We start from the raw sequence: 16,021 nt of genomic DNA on the forward strand, positions 1-16,021 counted from the left end.
TGTTGATCCCGCCCCTCGCGGAATGGCGGGGAAACAACTATCTTGGATGCGCCCCTCCGACAACGGACCGATTTGATGACCAATCCAGCGACAACCTCCCTCCTCGACCGCGCCAATCTCGACCGCGATGCCGTGAGACGCGAGATCACGAGGGGCCTTCAGGGCGCCGACGACGGCGAGCTGTTTCTGGAATATGGCCAGACCGAAGCACTCGGCTTTGACAACGGGCGCTTGAAGCAGGCGACCTATGACACCTCGCAGGGGTTTGGCCTTCGCGCCGTGAAGGACGACGCGGTCGGTTACGCGCATTCCTCCGATGTCTCGCTGCCGGCGCTGATTCGCGCGGCGGATGCGGTCGCGGCCGTCCGCGGCGGCTACAGCGGCAATTTTGCCGCTGCTCCCGCGCATACCAACGTGCGCCTCTATGGCGACGAGAATCCGCTGGATGCGCCGGGCTTCGAGGCCAAGGTAAAGCTGCTGGCCGAGATCGACGCCTATGTGCGCGACAAGGATCCGCGGGTGCGGCAGGCTTCCATCAGCCTGGGCGCCACCTGGCAGGTGGTGGAAATCCTGCGGCCCGACGGCGAGAGCTATCGCGACATCCGCCCGCTGGTGCGCGTCAATATTTCCGTCGTCGCAGGCCAGGGCGACCGGCAGGAAAGCGGCAGCAAGGGCTATGGCGGCCGCGAGGGCTATGCCCGCTTCATCGAGACCAAGGCATGGCGCGAGGCCGCCGACGGCGCGATCCGCGAGGCGCTGGTCAATCTGGAATCGGTGCCCGCCCCCGCCGGTGAAATGGACGTGGTGCTGGGCGCCGGCTGGCCCGGCGTGATGCTGCATGAGGCGGTCGGCCATGGCCTCGAAGGCGACTTCAACCGCAAGCAGACCTCGGCGTTCGCAGGGCTGATGGGCAAGCAGGTCGCGGCCAAGGGCGTTACCGTGGTCGACGACGGCACCATGGCGTCGCGCCGCGGTTCTCTCTCCATCGATGACGAGGGCACGCCGACCAACCGCACCGTGCTGATCGAGGACGGCATCCTGGTCGGCTACATGCAGGACCGGCAGAACGCGCGGCTGATGAACATGAAGCCGACCGGCAACGGCCGCCGCCAGAGCTACGCCCACGTGCCAATGCCGCGCATGACCAACACCTACATGCTGGCGGGCAGCCGCGATCCTGCGGAAATTCTGGCGTCGGTGAAGAACGGCGTCTATGCCGCGAATTTCGGCGGCGGCCAGGTCGACATCACCTCCGGCAAGTACGTGTTCCAGTGCACCGAGGCCTACAAGATCGAGAACGGCAAGCTCGGCGCCCCCTTGAAGGGTGCGATGCTGATCGGCAACGGGCCGACTGACCTGCACAGGATCACCATGGTCGGCAACGATCTCGCGCTCGATACCGGCATCGGCACCTGCGGCAAGAACGGCCAGGGCGTGCCTGTCGGCGTCGGCCAGCCGACGCTGCGGATGGAACGGATCACGGTCGGAGGAACGGGTTAATGAGCGACGAGAAAGTGGCATCGACAGCCAAACCCGTGAGCTGGCGCGCGCAGGCCGTGCAGATCGCGGCGATCATCGGCATCGTGTTCGTCGCCAAGGGGGCGATCGCCGAGCCGTTCTACGTGCCGTCAGGCTCGATGGAGCCGACCCTTCTGATCGGCGATGCGCTGCTCGCCTCGAAATTCCCCTATGGCTATGGCGCGGCGTCGCTGCCGATCCAGGTCACGCTGCCCGAGACCGGACGCGTGTTCGGCGATACGCCCAAGCGCGGCGACGTCGTCGTATTCCGCTGGCCGGGCGACCGTTCGCAAGCCTGGGTCAAGCGCGTGGTGGGATTGCCGGGCGACCGCATCCAGTTGCGGCAGGGCCAGCTCTTCATCAACGACCACGCCGCGTCGCTGACGCCGGACGGCGTAGGCGCTGCCGAAGACGATCGCGGCAACACCGAGCAGGCCTATCGCTTCATCGAGACACTGCCGAATGGCGTCAGCCATGCGATCTTCAAGATGCGTGACAATGGAAGGCTCGACAACACGCAAGAGGTGACGGTGCCGGCAGGGCAATTATTCGTGCTCGGCGACAACAGGGACAATTCCGCCGACAGCCGCGTCGCAGTGCGCGACGGCGGCGTGGGCCTGTTGCCGATCGACAATCTGATCGGCCGCGCCGATGCGGTGGTCGGCTCATGGGATCTCGGCATGCGCAGCCAGCCGGTGTGGACCTGGCTGTCGGGTTTTAGGCTCGGGCGGTTTTTTACCTCGGTGCAGTGAACAGGACGACGTAGCCCGGATGGAGCGAAGCGCAATCCGGGAAACTGCATCCGCCACGAAAGCTGTCCCGGATTTCGCTTCGCTCCATCCGGGCTACATTCTTTTCAGACCCATGACCTTCGACGACGTCAGAAAAATCGCGCTTCGCTGGCCCGAGGTCGAGGACGGCACCTCCTACGGCACGCCGGCCCTCAAAGTGCGCAAGAAGATGCTGGTGCGGCTGAAGGAAGACGGTGACAGCCTGGTGATGCCGGGCGTGCCAGGGGACGAGCGCGAGATGCTGGTGGAGAGCCAGCCGAAGGCGTTTTACTTCACCGATCACTACCGCGATTATCCGATGGTGCTGATCCGCCTGTCGAAGAGCAGCCGCGCCACCGTCGAGCCGTTCCTGCGCCGGCACTGGCGTACGCTGGCGTCGAAGAAGGCGGTGAAGGAATTCGACTCCCAAGCGTAACGAATTCGTAGGGTGGGCAAAGCGAAGCGTGCCCACCATTTCCAACCGCGAAACAAGATGGTGGGCACGGCGCAAGTGCGCCTTTGCCCACCCTACGAGCGACGGACGGCGCTTTGATGAATCAAGCCGAATTCCTCTCAGCCGCCCTACAGAACTCCATCAACGCCAGCATTACCGAGGAACTGTTCCGGCTGGCGCTCCCCGACGCGTGGCTGGTCTCCGGCTGCCTGATACAGACCGCGTGGAACGTGCTGACGAAGCGCGCGGTCGATTACGGCATCAACGATTACGACGTGTTCTATTTCGATCCCGATACGTCGTGGGCAGCGGAAGACGCGGTTATTGGCAAGCTGGCGGAGCGTTTCAGAGAACGCGGCATCGCGATCCAGGCGCGCAATCAGGCGCGCGTGCATCTCTGGTATCCCGAGAAACACGGCCTGCCATATCCGCCGTTGCGTTGCTCAACCGAGGGCATCGATCGGTTTCTGACCAGGAACACACAGATCGGAATCCGGCGCGTGCGGAATGGCTACGACGTCTACGCGCCGAATGGTTTTGATGATGTCGCAGAAATGATCGTGCGGCCCAATCCGGGACCGAATTTTTCCGCGGCGAATTATGAGGCCAAGGCAGCGCGGTGGAAGAAGTTGTGGCCTGAGGTCACGGTGCTGCCGACGGAGGCGGAATCGTAGGGTGGGCTGAGCGAAGCGAGCCCACCATTCCACGGCTCGTGCAGCCGATGGAGGGTTTGGTGGGCACGGCGCAAGTGCGCCTTTGCCCACCCTACAAGATCACTGTCCCGGATATCGCTGCGCTCATCCGGGCTACGATCCTGTGCAGGCGGCCGCTATCGCACCACGCCCGACGTGAACCCCGCCTTGCGTCGCGGCGGCTTGATGTCCTTCTTCAGGAAGCAGTGCGCTTCCTTGCCGGCATAGCCCGGCCGGGCATAGGTCCAGGCGCGGCATTTGTTGTCGGCGGTGCAGGCGGCCTTGCAGGCATCGTCGCCGCCGTCGCTGCTCTTGAGGTCGAAGCTTTTGTAGTCGCCGCCGAAGCGGTCGATCGAGGTTTCGCTTGTCTCGTTGCGCCGCTCGAGCACGCCGGCGCCGCGCACACCGGAGACGCAGCACTCGCTCTGCACCCGCGCCGGCACGTTGCTCTTGAGCCAGCACACCGCGCGGTTGGCGAGGTCGGTCGGATAGTTGAAGCTCCAGGCGCGGCAGCGCTTGTCGCGCTCGCAAACCAGCGCGCATTCGGCGGGATCGCCGGACAGTACAGGCGCGCTGAGGTAATCGCCGCCAGGGCGGTCGAAATTGGCCTGCGCCAGTGCCGGACATGCGCCGATGACCGTTGCCAGGAAGGCAAGCGTCACCACACACGCCCTGAGCATGCGAATAGTCCCCATTCGCGGTTGCTTTCGGGTACGCGTTCTCAGAACGGGACGACTTGTCTCAAATCGTCATCCCGCCCTGTCTGTTTTATCCGGGCGCCATTTGAGCGCCATCAACCTGTACGGTGGATGAACGGCCCAAAAGCGAGGCAACCCGTTCAATCAGAACGCGTATTCCTGATAGACGGGCTCGACGGAACCGCCCCAGGGGCCGTTGAATTTATCCAGCATCTCTTCCGCCGGCGTACGACCCGAATCGAGGATCCGCTCCAGGGGTTCGAGGTAGCGGCTCTCGTCGCGGCCGGAATGATCGACGTGGTTGCGCCGCCGCAGGCCCGCATGCGACAGCTTCAGGCAGTCGCGGGCGATCTCGAACAGATAGCGATCCTTGATCCGGGCCTTGAAACCGAAGCGCGGCACGTCGTCGCGCAACGCCTGACGCTCCTGCGCGGTCCAGTGGCTGACGAGGTCCCAGGCCGCATCCAGGCTCTGATTGTCGTACAGCAGGCCGACCCAGAACGCCGGCAGCGCCGGCAGCCGGTCCCACGGCACGCCGTCGGCGCCGCGCATTTCCAGATAGCGCTTGAGGCGGACTTCCGGGAAAATCGTCGAGAGGTGGTTGGCCCAGTCCGACAGCGTCGGGCGCTCGCCGGGCAGCGAGTTGTTGCGGCCCTCGAAGAAGGCGCGGAACGACGAGCCGGCGACGTCGATATAGGTGTCGCCGCGCTTGACGAAGTACATGGGCACGTCGAGTGCGTAGTCGACCCAGCGCTCGAATCCCATTCCATCCTCGAACACCCACGGCAACATGCCGGAGCGCGCGTTATCCGTGTCGCGCCAGATCTCGGAGCGGAACGTGAGGTAGCCGTTGGGCTTGCCTTCGGTGAACGGCGAATTGGCAAATAGGGCGGTCGCTATCGGCTGCAGCGCGATCGACACGCGCAGCTTCTTGACCATGTCGGCTTCGGAGGAGAAGTCGAGATTGGTCTGCACCGTGCAGGTCCGGTACATCATGTCGATGCCGTACCGACCAACCTTCGGCATGTAGTTGGTCATGATCTTGTAGCGACCCTTGGGCATCACCGGGATCTGCGACCGCGACCAGGACGGCGTCATGCCGAGCCCGAGAAAGCCGATCCCGAGCGGTGTTGCAATCTCGCGCACCTGCGCCAGATGCGCCATCAGCTCGGACTGGGTCTGGTGCACGGTCTCGACCGGCGCGCCTGATAATTCGAACTGTCCGCCGGGCTCCAGCGAAATCGCGCCGCCGCCGGTAACATCATAAAGACCGATGATGTTGCCGCGCTCCATGATCGGCTCCCAGCCGAGCAGGAGCTGCATGCCTTCGAGCAGCGCGCCGATGCCGCGCGCGCCTTCATACGGCACGGGCTGACGCCCCTCCAGCGTGAACGGGGTCTTCTCGTGCTCGGTGCCGATGCGGAACTCGGACGGCGGCTTGATGCCAGCCTCGAACCACGTGACGAGTTCGTCACGGGATTGCAGCGGCGTCATATCGATCTGGTCACGCGCCATGAAAAAATCCGGATATCTGGCGATTCGACCGAACGCGCCGTGTAGCTGAGGGGATGTGGACGGCATCGTCCGCACCAACGAAACGTATCAAAGATGTCATCGCACCGGCACGCCGTCGCGGGTGGCCGCCGCTGCCTTCACGTCAGAGCAGGAGCAGCCGAGACGGTCGAGCAGGCCGCACAGCTTCAGGGCGTCCGCATCGGACAATTTGGAGCCGACGTGCTTTTCGATCGCCGCCGAATAGGCGCTCCACATTTTCTTCTGCAGTTCGCGCCCGGCCTCGGTGATCTCCACGAACTGGCCGCGCTTGTCGATCTTGCATTCGCGCCGCGCCGCCAGCCCCTCGTCGACCAGGCGGTCGATCAGCCGCGAGGTGGAATATTGCGGGATCAGCATCTGCTTTTCCAGTTCCACGGGGCGCATCTCGCCGGACGGCGCGCGCGACAGTTCCAATAGCGCGTCATACCAGGCCAGCGGCGGAAACCCCGCTTTCTTCAAGTCCTGCTCCACGGCATCCAGCACCCGGCTCTGCACCCGCATCAGGCGGATCCAGGCGGCGGTCGCCTCGGTCGATGGTTTGCGTTTCATGGTCCGGTCCGTATCTGTCACTTGTCAGTGTACCGCACTAAATGCAGCTGCATCAATCTTGACTATTTCATGCAGATGCATTTAGTCAGCCCGCCAATAATGTCGAGGGAAGGAAAACCCCATGAAATTGTATTATTCCCCGGGCGCCTGCTCGCTATCCCCCCATATCGCGCTTCTGGAGGCCGGTCTGCCCTATGACCTGGTCAAGGTCGACCTGCGCGCCAAGAAGCTGGAAAACGGTGACGACTTTTTGACGGTCAACCCGAAGGGCCAGGTCCCGGCGCTGGCGCTGGATTCGGGCGAACTGGTCACCGAAGGCCCGATCATCGTCCAGATGATCGCCGACAAGGCCGGCAAGAACCTGGCGCCGCCCCGCGATTCCGACGAGCGCTACAAGCTGCTCGAATGGCTGAACTACATCACCACCGAGTTGCACAAGAATCTCGGACCGATGTTCTCGCCGCTGCTCGCCGAGGAGGCCAAGCCCTTCTTCAAGGATCGCACCATGAGCAAGTTCAAGTATCTGGAAACCGCGCTAACGGGGCGCGACTACCTGATGGGCAAGCAGTTCACCGTCGCCGATGGCTACCTCTTCACCATGCTAATGTGGGCGACCGACCGCTTGAAGTTCGATCTTTCTGATATGCCGAACCTGATGGCCTACAAGGCCCGCGTCGCGGCGCGGCCGAAGGTGCAGGAAGCGCTGACCAAGGAAGGCCTTCTGAAGGCGGCGTGAGTTTTCATCCACGGGAATGCGAAAGGGCCGGATCGTCGATCCGGCCCTTATCGTTTGTGTCCGTCATTCCGGGGCGATGCGAAACATCGAACTATGGTGCGCAATTGCGCACCTGAGAATCTCGAGATTCCGGGTCTGGTCCTTCGGACCATCCCGGAATGACGAAGGAGAGCCTTACGCCGCCGCCTTCTTCGGCGGGAAGCGGCCGTAGAAGGTTTCGCCGCTCGCCGCCATGTCTTCCAGCAGTTTCGGCGGGGTGAAGCGCGAGCCGTATTTGGCTTCGAGCTTATGGCAGAGCTCGACGAACTTCCGGGCGCCCATGAAGTCGATGTAGGACAGCGTGCCGCCGGTGAACGGCGCAAAGCCGAAACCGAGGATCGAGCCGACATCGGCCTCGCGGGGATCGGTGATGACGTGGTCCTCCACGGTGCGCGCGGCTTCCACCGCCTGCACCACCAGGAAGCGCTGCTTCAGCTCCTCGATGTCGATGGTGTCAGGATCGAGCTGCTTCGGCTGCAGGGCTGATAGCCCCGGCCACAGGCTCTTCTGACCCTTGCCCTTCTCGGGATAGTCGTAAAAGCCCTTGCTGTTCTTGCGGCCGAGACGGCCCTGCTTCTCGACCAGCTCCACCATCAGCTTCTTCTGATCCGGGTTGATCGAGTTGGGGCCGAGATCGGCTTCCGTCGCCTTGATGACCTTCAGCCCGAGGTCGAGGGCGACTTCATCCGACAGCGACAGCGGACCGACCGGCATGCCGGCCATCTTGGCGCAGTTCTCGATCATCGCCGGCGGCACGCCTTCGAGGAACATCTCGTTGCCTTCGGCGATGTAGCGGCCGACACAGCGGTTGGCGTAGAAGCCGCGGGAATCGTTCACCACGATCGGCGTCTTGCCGATGATGCGCACATAGTCCAGCGCAGCGGCGAGCGCGACATCGCCGGTGTTCTTGCCGAGGATGATTTCCACCAGCATCATCTTCTCGACCGGCGAGAAGAAATGGATGCCGACGAACTTGCCCTGCTCCTTGAAGTTTTCGGCAAGCGAGGTGATCGGCAGCGTCGAGGTGTTGGAGGCGAAGATCGCATCCGCCTTGAGGTACTGTTGCGCCTTGGCGAACGTATCCGCCTTGACCTTGCGGTCCTCGAACACGGCCTCGATGACGAGGTCGCAATCCCCGAGCGCGGCGTAATCCGCGGTCGGCGTGATGCGCGACATGATGGCGTCGGCCTCGGCCTGCTTGGCGCGGCCCTTGGCGATGAGACCATCGATGACGCTCTTGGCGTGCGCCTTGCCCTTGTCGGCACTTTCCTGGTCGCGGTCGATCAGGACGACGTCGAGGCCGGCGCGGGCCGAGACATAGCCGACGCTCGCGCCCATGAAGCCGGCGCCGATCACGGCGATCTTCTTGATCTTGCTCGCCGGCACGTTCTGCGGACGCCGTGCGCCCTTGTTCAGCTCCTGCATCGACAGGAAGAGGCTGCGGATCATCGCCGCGGCTTCCTTCGAGCGCAGCACCTGTGTGAAGTAGCGCGACTCCACGCGCAGCGCGGCGTCGATCGGCAACTGCAGGCCCTCATAGACGCAGCTCATGATGGCGCGCGCCGCCGGGTAATTGTCGTAGGTCTCGCGGCGGTAGATGGCGTTGCCGGCCGGGAACATCATCATGCCGGCCTTGGAGAACACCGGGCCGCCCGGCAGCTTGAAACCCTTCTCGTCCCAGGGCGCGACGGCCTTGCCGCCGCCCTTGATCCAGTCCTTCGCCGCCTTGATCAGATCGGCGGCCGGCACGATGGCGTGGATCAGATTGAGCGCCTTGGCCTTGTCGACGGTGACGGGATCGCCTTTGAGCAGGATCGTCATCGCATCCTGCGGCGGCACCAGGCGCGGCACGCGCTGGGTGCCGCCGGCGCCGGGGAACAGGCCGACCTTCACTTCGGGCAGGCCGAGACGCGTCTTCGGATTCTCAGCCGCGACGCGGTAGTGGCAGGACAGCGTCACCTCAAAGCCGCCGCCGAGCGCCAGCCCGTTGATCGCCGCCGCCCACGGCTTGCCGCAAGTCTCGATGCCGCGCAGCACCAGCGAGAAGCGCCGGCTCTGGTCGAACAGCATCTGGTTGGCCGCGACCTCGCCCTTCTCTTTAAGGACCTTGGCGTATTCCTTGTTCATGCCCTCGAGCATGGACAGGTCGGCGCCGGCGCAGAAGGCTTCCTTGGCTGACGTGATGACGACGCCCTTCACCGCGGCGTCAGCCGTGGTCTGCTTCAGGATCTCTTCGAGTTCCGTGGTCGAGGTCTCGTCCAGCACGTTCATCGAACGTCCGGGGATGTCCCAGGTGACGAGCGCAATGCCGTCGATGTCGGTTTCAACTTTGAAATTCTTGAACGCCATGTGGTGCTCCCTCGTGCCGGCAGCCGATGTCAGGCGCGGCGGTTGAACTCTAATCTCGTAGGGTGGGCAAAGGCGCGAAGCGCCGTGCCCACCATCACTTGCGGAGAGTTTTGTGGTGGGCACGCTTCGCTTTGCCCACCCTACGGCAGTCAGACCCGTTCGATGATCGTCGCGGTCCCCATGCCGCCACCGATGCACAGCGTCACCAGCGCGGTCGACTTGTTGGTGCGCTCCAGCTCGTCGAGCACGGTGCCGAGGATCATGGCCCCCGTCGCGCCGAGCGGATGGCCGAGCGCGATGGCGCCGCCATTGACGTTGATCTTCGCATTGTCGATCTCGAACGCCTGGATGTAGCGCAGCACGACGGAAGCAAAGGCCTCGTTGAGCTCGAACAGGTCGATGTCCGACTTCTTCATGCCGGAACGCTCGAACAGCTTTTCGGTGACGTCGACCGGGCCGGTCAGCATCATCGCGGGCTCGGAGCCGATATTGGCGAAGGCGCGGATTTTTGCGCGCGGCTTCAGGCCGTGTTTCGCACCCGCTTCCTTGCTGCCGAGCAGCACGGCGCCGGCGCCATCGACGATGCCGGACGAGTTGCCGGCGTGGTGGACGTAATTGACGCGCTCGATCTCGGGGTGCGACTGGATCGCCACTGCATCGAACCCGCCCATCTGCCCGACGACGGTGAAGGACGGCTGCAGTTGCGCGAGCGACTGCATCGTCGTGGTGGGGCGCATGTGCTCGTCCTTAGCAAGGATGGTGAGGCCGTTGACGTCCTTCACCGGCACCACCGACTTGCTGAAGCGGCCCTCGTCCCAGGCCTTTGCCGCGCGCTGCTGGCTCTGCACGGCATAGGAATCGACGTCATCGCGCGAAAAGCCGTACTTGGTGGCGATCAGATCGGCCGAGACACCCTGCGGCATGAAATAGGCCGGCACCGCCATCGACGGGTCCATCGGCCAGGCGCCGCCGGAGGCGCCGATACCGACGCGGCTCATCGATTCGGCGCCGCCGCCGATCACGAGTTCATGCTGGCCGGCCATGATCTGCGCGGCGGCAAAATTCACGGCGTCGAGGCCGGAGGCGCAGAAGCGGCTGATCTGCACCCCGGGAACGGTCTCGCCGAGGCCCGCCTTCAGCGCCGCGAAGCGCGCGATGTCGGATCCGGCTTCGCCGACCGGATCGACCACGCCGAGCACGACGTCATCGACGACGTCTTCACCGAGATTGTTGCGCTCCTTCAGCGCCTGCAGCGGCACGGTGGCGAGCGCCAGCGCGGTGACTTCATGGAGTGCGCCATCGGCCTTGCCGCGGCCGCGCGGGGTGCGAACGTGATCGTAGATATATGCCTCAGGCATGACGCCCTCCTGGTATGAGGATCATAATATTATAGGCGAAAGGGTAGAGAAACGGCGAAAAATCAGAACGCTTCCGCCGCCAATTCCATGGTGGTGGCGCAGCCGGTCTGGATGCGCGCGAGATGGACGTGGGTTTCCGGCAACATCCGCTCCATGAAGAAGCGGCCGGTCACCAGCTTGGTGCTCAGGTAGGGGGTTGCGCCATCAGCCGCAATCTTGTCCTGCGCCACCTTCGCCATTCGCGCCCACATGTAGCCGAAGGCGACGAGGCCGAACAATTGCATGTAGTCGGTGGCGGCGGCGCCGGCATTGTCGGGCTTGGCCATCGCGTTCTGCATCAGCCAGCCGGTGGCCTGCTGCAAATGGCCGAGCGCGGTCGACAGCGGCGTGACGAACGGCTTCATCGCCTCGTCGGCGCCGTGCTCCTTGGCGAAGCCTGCGACTTCGGCAAAGAACGCCATCGCGGCGCGACCGCCATTACGCGGCAATTTGCGGCCAACGAGGTCGAGCGCCTGGATGCCGTTGGCGCCTTCATAGAGCATGGCGATGCGCGCATCGCGCACGAACTGCTCCATGCCGTGCTCGGCGATATAGCCATGACCGCCATACATCTGCTGCGCCAGCACCGTGTTGGAGAAACCGATGTCGGTCATCATGCCCTTCATGACCGGGGTCATCAGGCCCATGTGGTCGTCGGCGGCATCGCGGTCCTTCGGGTCGGAGGAGCGGTGGGCGACGTCGCTCTTCAGCGCGGTCCACACCACCATGGCGCGTGCCGCCTCGTTGAAGGCACGGATGGTGAGCAGCACGCGGCGCACGTCCGGATGCACGATGATCGGGTCGGCCGGCTTGTCCGCCTCCTTTGCGCCCGTCAGCGCGCGGCCCTGCAGGCGCTCGCGGGCGTAGTTGACGGCGTTCTGATAGGCGACTTCCGACTGCGCGAGGCCCTGCACGGCGACGCCGAGGCGGGCCTCGTTCATCATCACGAACATGCCCTGCATGCCCTTGTTCTCTTCGCCGATCAGCCAACCGGTGGCGTTGTCGTAGTTCATCACGCAGGTGGAATTGCCATGAATGCCCATCTTGTGCTCGATCGAGCCGCAGGACACGCCGTTGCGTGCGCCGAGCGAACCGTCGGCATTGACGAGGACTTTCGGCACCACGAACAGCGAGACGCCCTTGATGCCGGCGGGCGCGCCTTCGATGCGCGCCAGCACCAGATGGATGATGTTTTCGGCAAGGTCGTGCTCGCCGGCCGAGATGAAGATCTTGGTGCCCGTGATCTTGTAGCTGCCGTCGGGCTGCTTCGCCGCGCGGGTGCGCAACAGCCCGAGATCGGTGCCGCATTGCGGCTCGGTGAGGTTCATGGTGCCGGTCCACTGGCCCGACACCATCTTCGGCACGTAGGTCTTCTTCTGTTCGGCGTCGCCGTGCACCAGCAGCGCCGCGGTGGCGCCCATGGTCAGACCGCCATACATCGAGAACGCCATGTTGGCCGCGCTCTGGAATTCGGTGACGACCTGGCTCAGCGTCACCGGCAGCCCCTGCCCGCCATATTCCGCCGGAGCCGACAGGCCGAGCCAGCCGCCCTCGGCGACCTGCTTGAAGGCTTCCTTGAAACCCTTCGGCGTCGTCACCGAGCTATCGTCATGCCGCTTGCAGCCTTCGAGATCGCCGACGCGGTTGAGCGGCTGCAGCACCTCTTCGGAGAGTTTTGCGGCCTCGCCCAAAATTGCTTCGCGCACATCGGCGGAGGCGTCGGTGAATCCGGGCAGATTGTCGTAGCGGTCGATCTGGAACACGTCGTTGAGCAGGAAGGTGACGTCTTCCACGGGGGCTTTGTAGATCGGCATGATGTTCTCCCGGCAGCGGCAGGTGGCGAAGGCGTTGAAAATGAAATTCGTCGGTGGCGGTCCGGAACCCGACCTTATCGCGTTCCGGTAGTCCTAGGGAGTGAGCAGGCCGGCAATTCTCCGGACAGCCGTTGCGACATAAACGGCGCCGCACATGGTTGCGGCCTTGCTCCCTCGCCTCTTGTCACTGCCTGGCGAGTTGCTCCCCCATCAAGCGGTGCAGCAGATTGATTCCCTTCAACGGACGCACCATCACCTTGAAGTGCGTGATCTTATCGTCATCGCTGAATGTGATGATGTCGACGCCGTTGATCTTGATGCCCTCGATCTCGTTTTCGAATTCGAGGACCGCGCCGTTCTTGCTGCGCCATTCGCCGGTGTATTTGAAGCCGGGGCCGCCCAGCACCTTTTCGGCGCTCGCCAGATATTTGAAGGTGATGTCGCGCCCGCGCTGCGGCGTATGGACGACGGGGCTTTCGAACACCGCATCGGGGTGAAGGAGGTCCCACAACGCTGCCGTGTCATGCGACTTCATGTAGCTGTACCACTTGTCGAGGCCGCTCATGGTCATCATGTCCTCCTCTGCGGGCGCTGACGCGCTCGGGGCACTCGCGCAAGGCGCGGCCCCATTATGCGCGTTGACGCATATGCAACTTTATGCATAATGTCAAATCACGAATGAAGCCGGAGGCTAGCGTCTTGGCGCTGGGTGACGCGATCCTTGCCTGCCTGACCGAACGTCCGATGACGGGCTATGAGCTCGCCAAGACGTTCGACAACTCCATTGGATTCTTCTGGAAGGCCGACCACCAGCAAATTTATCGGGAGCTCACCAAGCTTCGCGACCGCGGCCATATCCAGGGCCGCGAGGTGGTGCAATCCGGCAAGCCGAACAAGCTGGTCTATACGCTGACGCCGGAGGGTCGGGCTGCACTCCGTCACTGGGCCGCGCGGCCGAGCGTACCCGCCTCGATCAAGGACGATCTGCTGGTGCGACTCTACGCGCTCGACAGCGTCGACGTCGAACCGCTGCGCACCGACCTGATGGCGCGGCTGGAGCATCACCGCGACCGGTTCGCCCGCTACGAGCGCCTGCTCAACAAACGATTCCCTGATGGCACCTCGCCGCCGGCCGATCTGGGCAAACTGCTCGGACTTCGCATCGGCCTCGCCCACGAGCGCGCCGTGGCGGAATGGTGCGAAGAGGCGATCGAGGCGCTGTCGGCTCTCACTTCCGGCGCGGAGCGGACCAACGTCGTGCCTCTTGAGGACGGCCAGCGCGAAAACAAAGGTTAGGGCTGGCCGATTTGCCCGCCCCGTAACTTTTGGGGCCGTCCGTCCCTTTCCTTAACCCGTTATTTACCGTGACGGGAAAAAGTCAGTTCCGACACAGTCAACCTGCGCGAAAATGCGATTGGGACGCGCGGGGAGGCTGATGGCGCTGGTGGGGCGCCGTAGCGGAACCGGACCAAAGCATGAATTCGCGCGTATCGTGGAGTGTTGACGGCATCGATCCTTCCGTCCGCGAAAGGGCCGAGGCGGCTGCACGCCGCGCCGGCATGACACTGAACGACTGGCTTAATTCGACCGTCGGCGATCTGGCTCCGCCCAGTTTCGGCGCGGCTTCCGATCCGCGGTCGGCCGGCCGGCCGCTCCCCGATGTGGCCGACATTCACCAGCGGCTGGATTCCATCACCAAGCAGATCGAGCAGATTTCGCGGCCTACTCCGCGTGGCGAAGCGGCCCGTGGCGAGCCGACGGTGGCCCGCCAGCTCAACGACGCCATTTCGCGCCTTGATGCGCGGCTGTCGCAGATTTCGAATCCCGCACCCGCCCGTCAGGTCCAGATGCAGGAAAAGCAGCGCCAGACCGATCTGGTCGAGCGTGCCGCGGCCCAAGTCTATCGCCCTGCGCCGCCGCTCAGCCCGGCCTCGATGGATTTTGCGATCGCGGAGATCGCCGCGCGCCAGAACGAACTCGACGGCTCGCCCCAGCGCCAGACGCCGCCGCGTAACGGCCCGGCCGCTTCCGCGCAGCCCCATGTTGCGCAGCCGGCGATGCAGGCCGCGCCCGCGGGGCCGGACTTTTCTTCGCTCGAACGGCACCTCCTGAAGATCACCAGCCAGATCGAGGCGCTGCAGCGTCCCGATCATATCGAGCAGTCGATTGCGGCGTTCCGCAGCGAACTCGCCGAAATCCGCCAGGCCATCACCGAGGCGGTGCCGCGCCGGGAGATCGAATCGCTCGAGAACGAAATCCGCTCGCTGTCCCGCCGCATCGACGACAACCGGCAGAACGGCACCGACGGCCAGACGCTGGCCGGCATCGAGCGCGCGCTCGGCGAAATCCGCGAGGTGCTGCGCTCGCTGACCCCGGCCGAGCAGCTCACCGGCTACGACGAGGCGATCCATAATCTCGGCGCCAAGCTCGACCTGATCCTGCGCTCGAACGACGATCCGTCGACGGTGCAGCAGCTCGAAAGCGCGATCGCGGCGCTGCGCGGCATCGTCTCCAACGTCGCCTCCAACGACGCGCTGGCCCGGCTCGCCGACGACGTGCACACGCTGTCGGCCAAGGTCGACCAGCTCTCCCGCTTTGACAGCAACAGCGATGCGTGGGGTGCTCTCGAACAGCGCCTGACTGCACTGACCTCGACGCTGGAAGGCCGGCAGCCGCCGGCTGCGAGCGAGCATTCCGAATTTCTCGAAAACGCCGTGCGTACGCTGTCCGAACGCCTCGACCGCATTCCCGTCGGCAACGACAATGCGTCGGCATTCGCCCATCTCGAACAGCGCGTCGCGTATCTCCTGGAGCGCCTGGAAGCCTCCAACGATCGTTCCGCCGCGCCCGCCATCGATCTCGGACGGGTCGAGGAAGGGCTGCACGACATTCTGCGCTCGCTGGAACGCCAGCACGCCAGCCTGGTCGCGCTCGCCGACTCCAACCGCAATGCCGTCGGCGCATCGCAGCCGGCCGACACCGGCATCGTCGATCTGGTCAAGCGCGAACTGTCCGACATCCGCTTCAGCCAGTCGGAAACCGACCGCCGCACGCAGGACTCGCTGGAGACCGTTCACAACACGCTCGGCCATGTGGTCGACCGCCTGTCGATGATCGAAGGCGATCTGCGTGGGGCTCGTGCGACACCGGCGCCGGCCGCTCCTCCGCCTGCAGCGGCCGAAATAGAACTGCCCCGCCCGACCACGCCGCTGATGACCTATGCGCAGCAGACGAAGCCGGAGTTGCCGAATCCGGCTGCGCTGCAGGGACATCCTCAAGAGCATTTTGAAGCCGCTCCGCGCGACTTCCACGCCGCGCAGCCGGTTGCGCCGGCCGCTCCGCCGGTGACGCCGCGCGCGATCAGCGAAATCCTCGAGCCGCATGCCGCCGCCCCGCGCACGGCGATCGCACCCGAATTGCCGCCGGATCATCCGCTCGAGCCGGGCACGCG

The 16,021-nt window shown here is 64.3% G+C and carries 13 protein-coding genes and 1 pseudogene; 7 read left to right on the forward strand and 7 right to left on the reverse strand.

What is annotated here, in order from left to right; genetic code table 11:
• Positions 1–75 precede the first annotated feature (75 nt).
• The 4 genes from tldD to CQ12_RS20935 all read left to right on the forward strand — a co-directional run bounded on the left by tldD (position 76) and on the right by CQ12_RS20935 (position 3,416).
• Positions 76–1,500 carry a metalloprotease TldD gene (tldD, locus tag CQ12_RS20920; RefSeq protein ID WP_057837187.1) on the forward strand — a complete coding sequence of 475 codons (1,425 nt, stop codon included), beginning with the start codon at positions 76–78 and terminating at the stop codon, positions 1,498–1,500.
• Entirely contained in the window at positions 1,500–2,270 is a 771-nt protein-coding gene (gene lepB, locus CQ12_RS20925; protein ID WP_057837188.1) for a signal peptidase I, read from the forward strand. The genes tldD and lepB overlap by 1 nt, the downstream gene beginning before the upstream one ends.
• A 112-nt stretch (positions 2,271–2,382) precedes the next feature.
• Positions 2,383–2,724, forward strand: coding sequence for an MmcQ/YjbR family DNA-binding protein (locus CQ12_RS20930; RefSeq protein WP_057837189.1), 342 nt, complete (start codon positions 2,383–2,385; stop codon positions 2,722–2,724).
• Positions 2,725–2,840: 116 nt separating this feature from the next.
• On the forward strand, positions 2,841–3,416 hold the full coding sequence (locus CQ12_RS20935; RefSeq protein WP_057837190.1) for a nucleotidyltransferase family protein: 576 nt from the start codon (positions 2,841–2,843) through the stop codon (positions 3,414–3,416).
• 155 nt (positions 3,417–3,571) lie between these two features.
• Here CQ12_RS20935 and CQ12_RS20940 read toward each other — a convergent pair whose 3' ends face one another.
• From CQ12_RS20940 to CQ12_RS20950, 3 genes are all read right to left on the reverse strand, one after another.
• Entirely contained in the window at positions 3,572–4,114 is a 543-nt protein-coding gene (locus CQ12_RS20940; RefSeq protein WP_157088362.1) for a PAN domain-containing protein, read from the reverse strand.
• Positions 4,115–4,276: 162 nt separating this feature from the next.
• Positions 4,277–5,647, reverse strand: a complete 1,371-nt coding sequence (locus CQ12_RS20945) for a glutamate--cysteine ligase (RefSeq protein ID WP_057837192.1) — start codon at positions 5,645–5,647, stop codon at positions 4,277–4,279.
• A gap of 96 nt (positions 5,648–5,743) precedes the next feature.
• A complete protein-coding gene (locus CQ12_RS20950) occupies positions 5,744–6,235 on the reverse strand; it encodes a MarR family winged helix-turn-helix transcriptional regulator (protein WP_057837212.1) in 492 nt (163 codons plus the stop codon).
• A gap of 121 nt (positions 6,236–6,356) precedes the next feature.
• Between CQ12_RS20950 and gstA the strand changes: the two genes are divergently transcribed.
• A complete protein-coding gene (gene gstA, locus CQ12_RS20955; RefSeq protein ID WP_057837193.1) occupies positions 6,357–6,971 on the forward strand; it encodes a glutathione transferase GstA in 615 nt (204 codons plus the stop codon).
• 174 nt (positions 6,972–7,145) lie between these two features.
• On the opposite strand, the gene CQ12_RS20960 is transcribed toward gstA, so the two are convergent.
• The 4 genes from CQ12_RS20960 to CQ12_RS20975 form a co-directional block, all read right to left on the reverse strand.
• Positions 7,146–9,359, reverse strand: a complete 2,214-nt coding sequence (locus CQ12_RS20960; protein WP_057837194.1) for an FAD-dependent oxidoreductase — start codon at positions 9,357–9,359, stop codon at positions 7,146–7,148.
• A gap of 149 nt (positions 9,360–9,508) precedes the next feature.
• Positions 9,509–10,717, reverse strand: coding sequence for an acetyl-CoA C-acetyltransferase (locus CQ12_RS20965; RefSeq protein WP_057837195.1), 1,209 nt, complete (start codon positions 10,715–10,717; stop codon positions 9,509–9,511).
• Positions 10,718–10,779: 62 nt separating this feature from the next.
• Positions 10,780–12,570 (reverse strand): acyl-CoA dehydrogenase C-terminal domain-containing protein, encoded by a 1,791-nt coding sequence (locus CQ12_RS20970; RefSeq protein WP_057837196.1) that lies wholly within the window; start codon positions 12,568–12,570, stop codon positions 10,780–10,782.
• Positions 12,571–12,754: 184 nt separating this feature from the next.
• Positions 12,755–13,141 (reverse strand): nuclear transport factor 2 family protein, encoded by a 387-nt coding sequence (locus CQ12_RS20975; RefSeq protein WP_057837213.1) that lies wholly within the window; start codon positions 13,139–13,141, stop codon positions 12,755–12,757.
• 128 nt (positions 13,142–13,269) lie between these two features.
• On the opposite strand from CQ12_RS20975, the gene CQ12_RS20980 reads away from it, so the two are divergent.
• A complete protein-coding gene (locus CQ12_RS20980; RefSeq protein ID WP_057837214.1) occupies positions 13,270–13,866 on the forward strand; it encodes a PadR family transcriptional regulator in 597 nt (198 codons plus the stop codon).
• A 179-nt stretch (positions 13,867–14,045) separates the two neighbouring features.
• Positions 14,046–16,021, forward strand: a pseudogene (locus tag CQ12_RS20985) (hypothetical protein); the annotation flags it as partial.

This window comes from Bradyrhizobium jicamae (genome assembly GCF_001440395.1).
Classification (GTDB): Bacteria; Pseudomonadota; Alphaproteobacteria; order Rhizobiales; family Xanthobacteraceae; genus Bradyrhizobium; species Bradyrhizobium jicamae.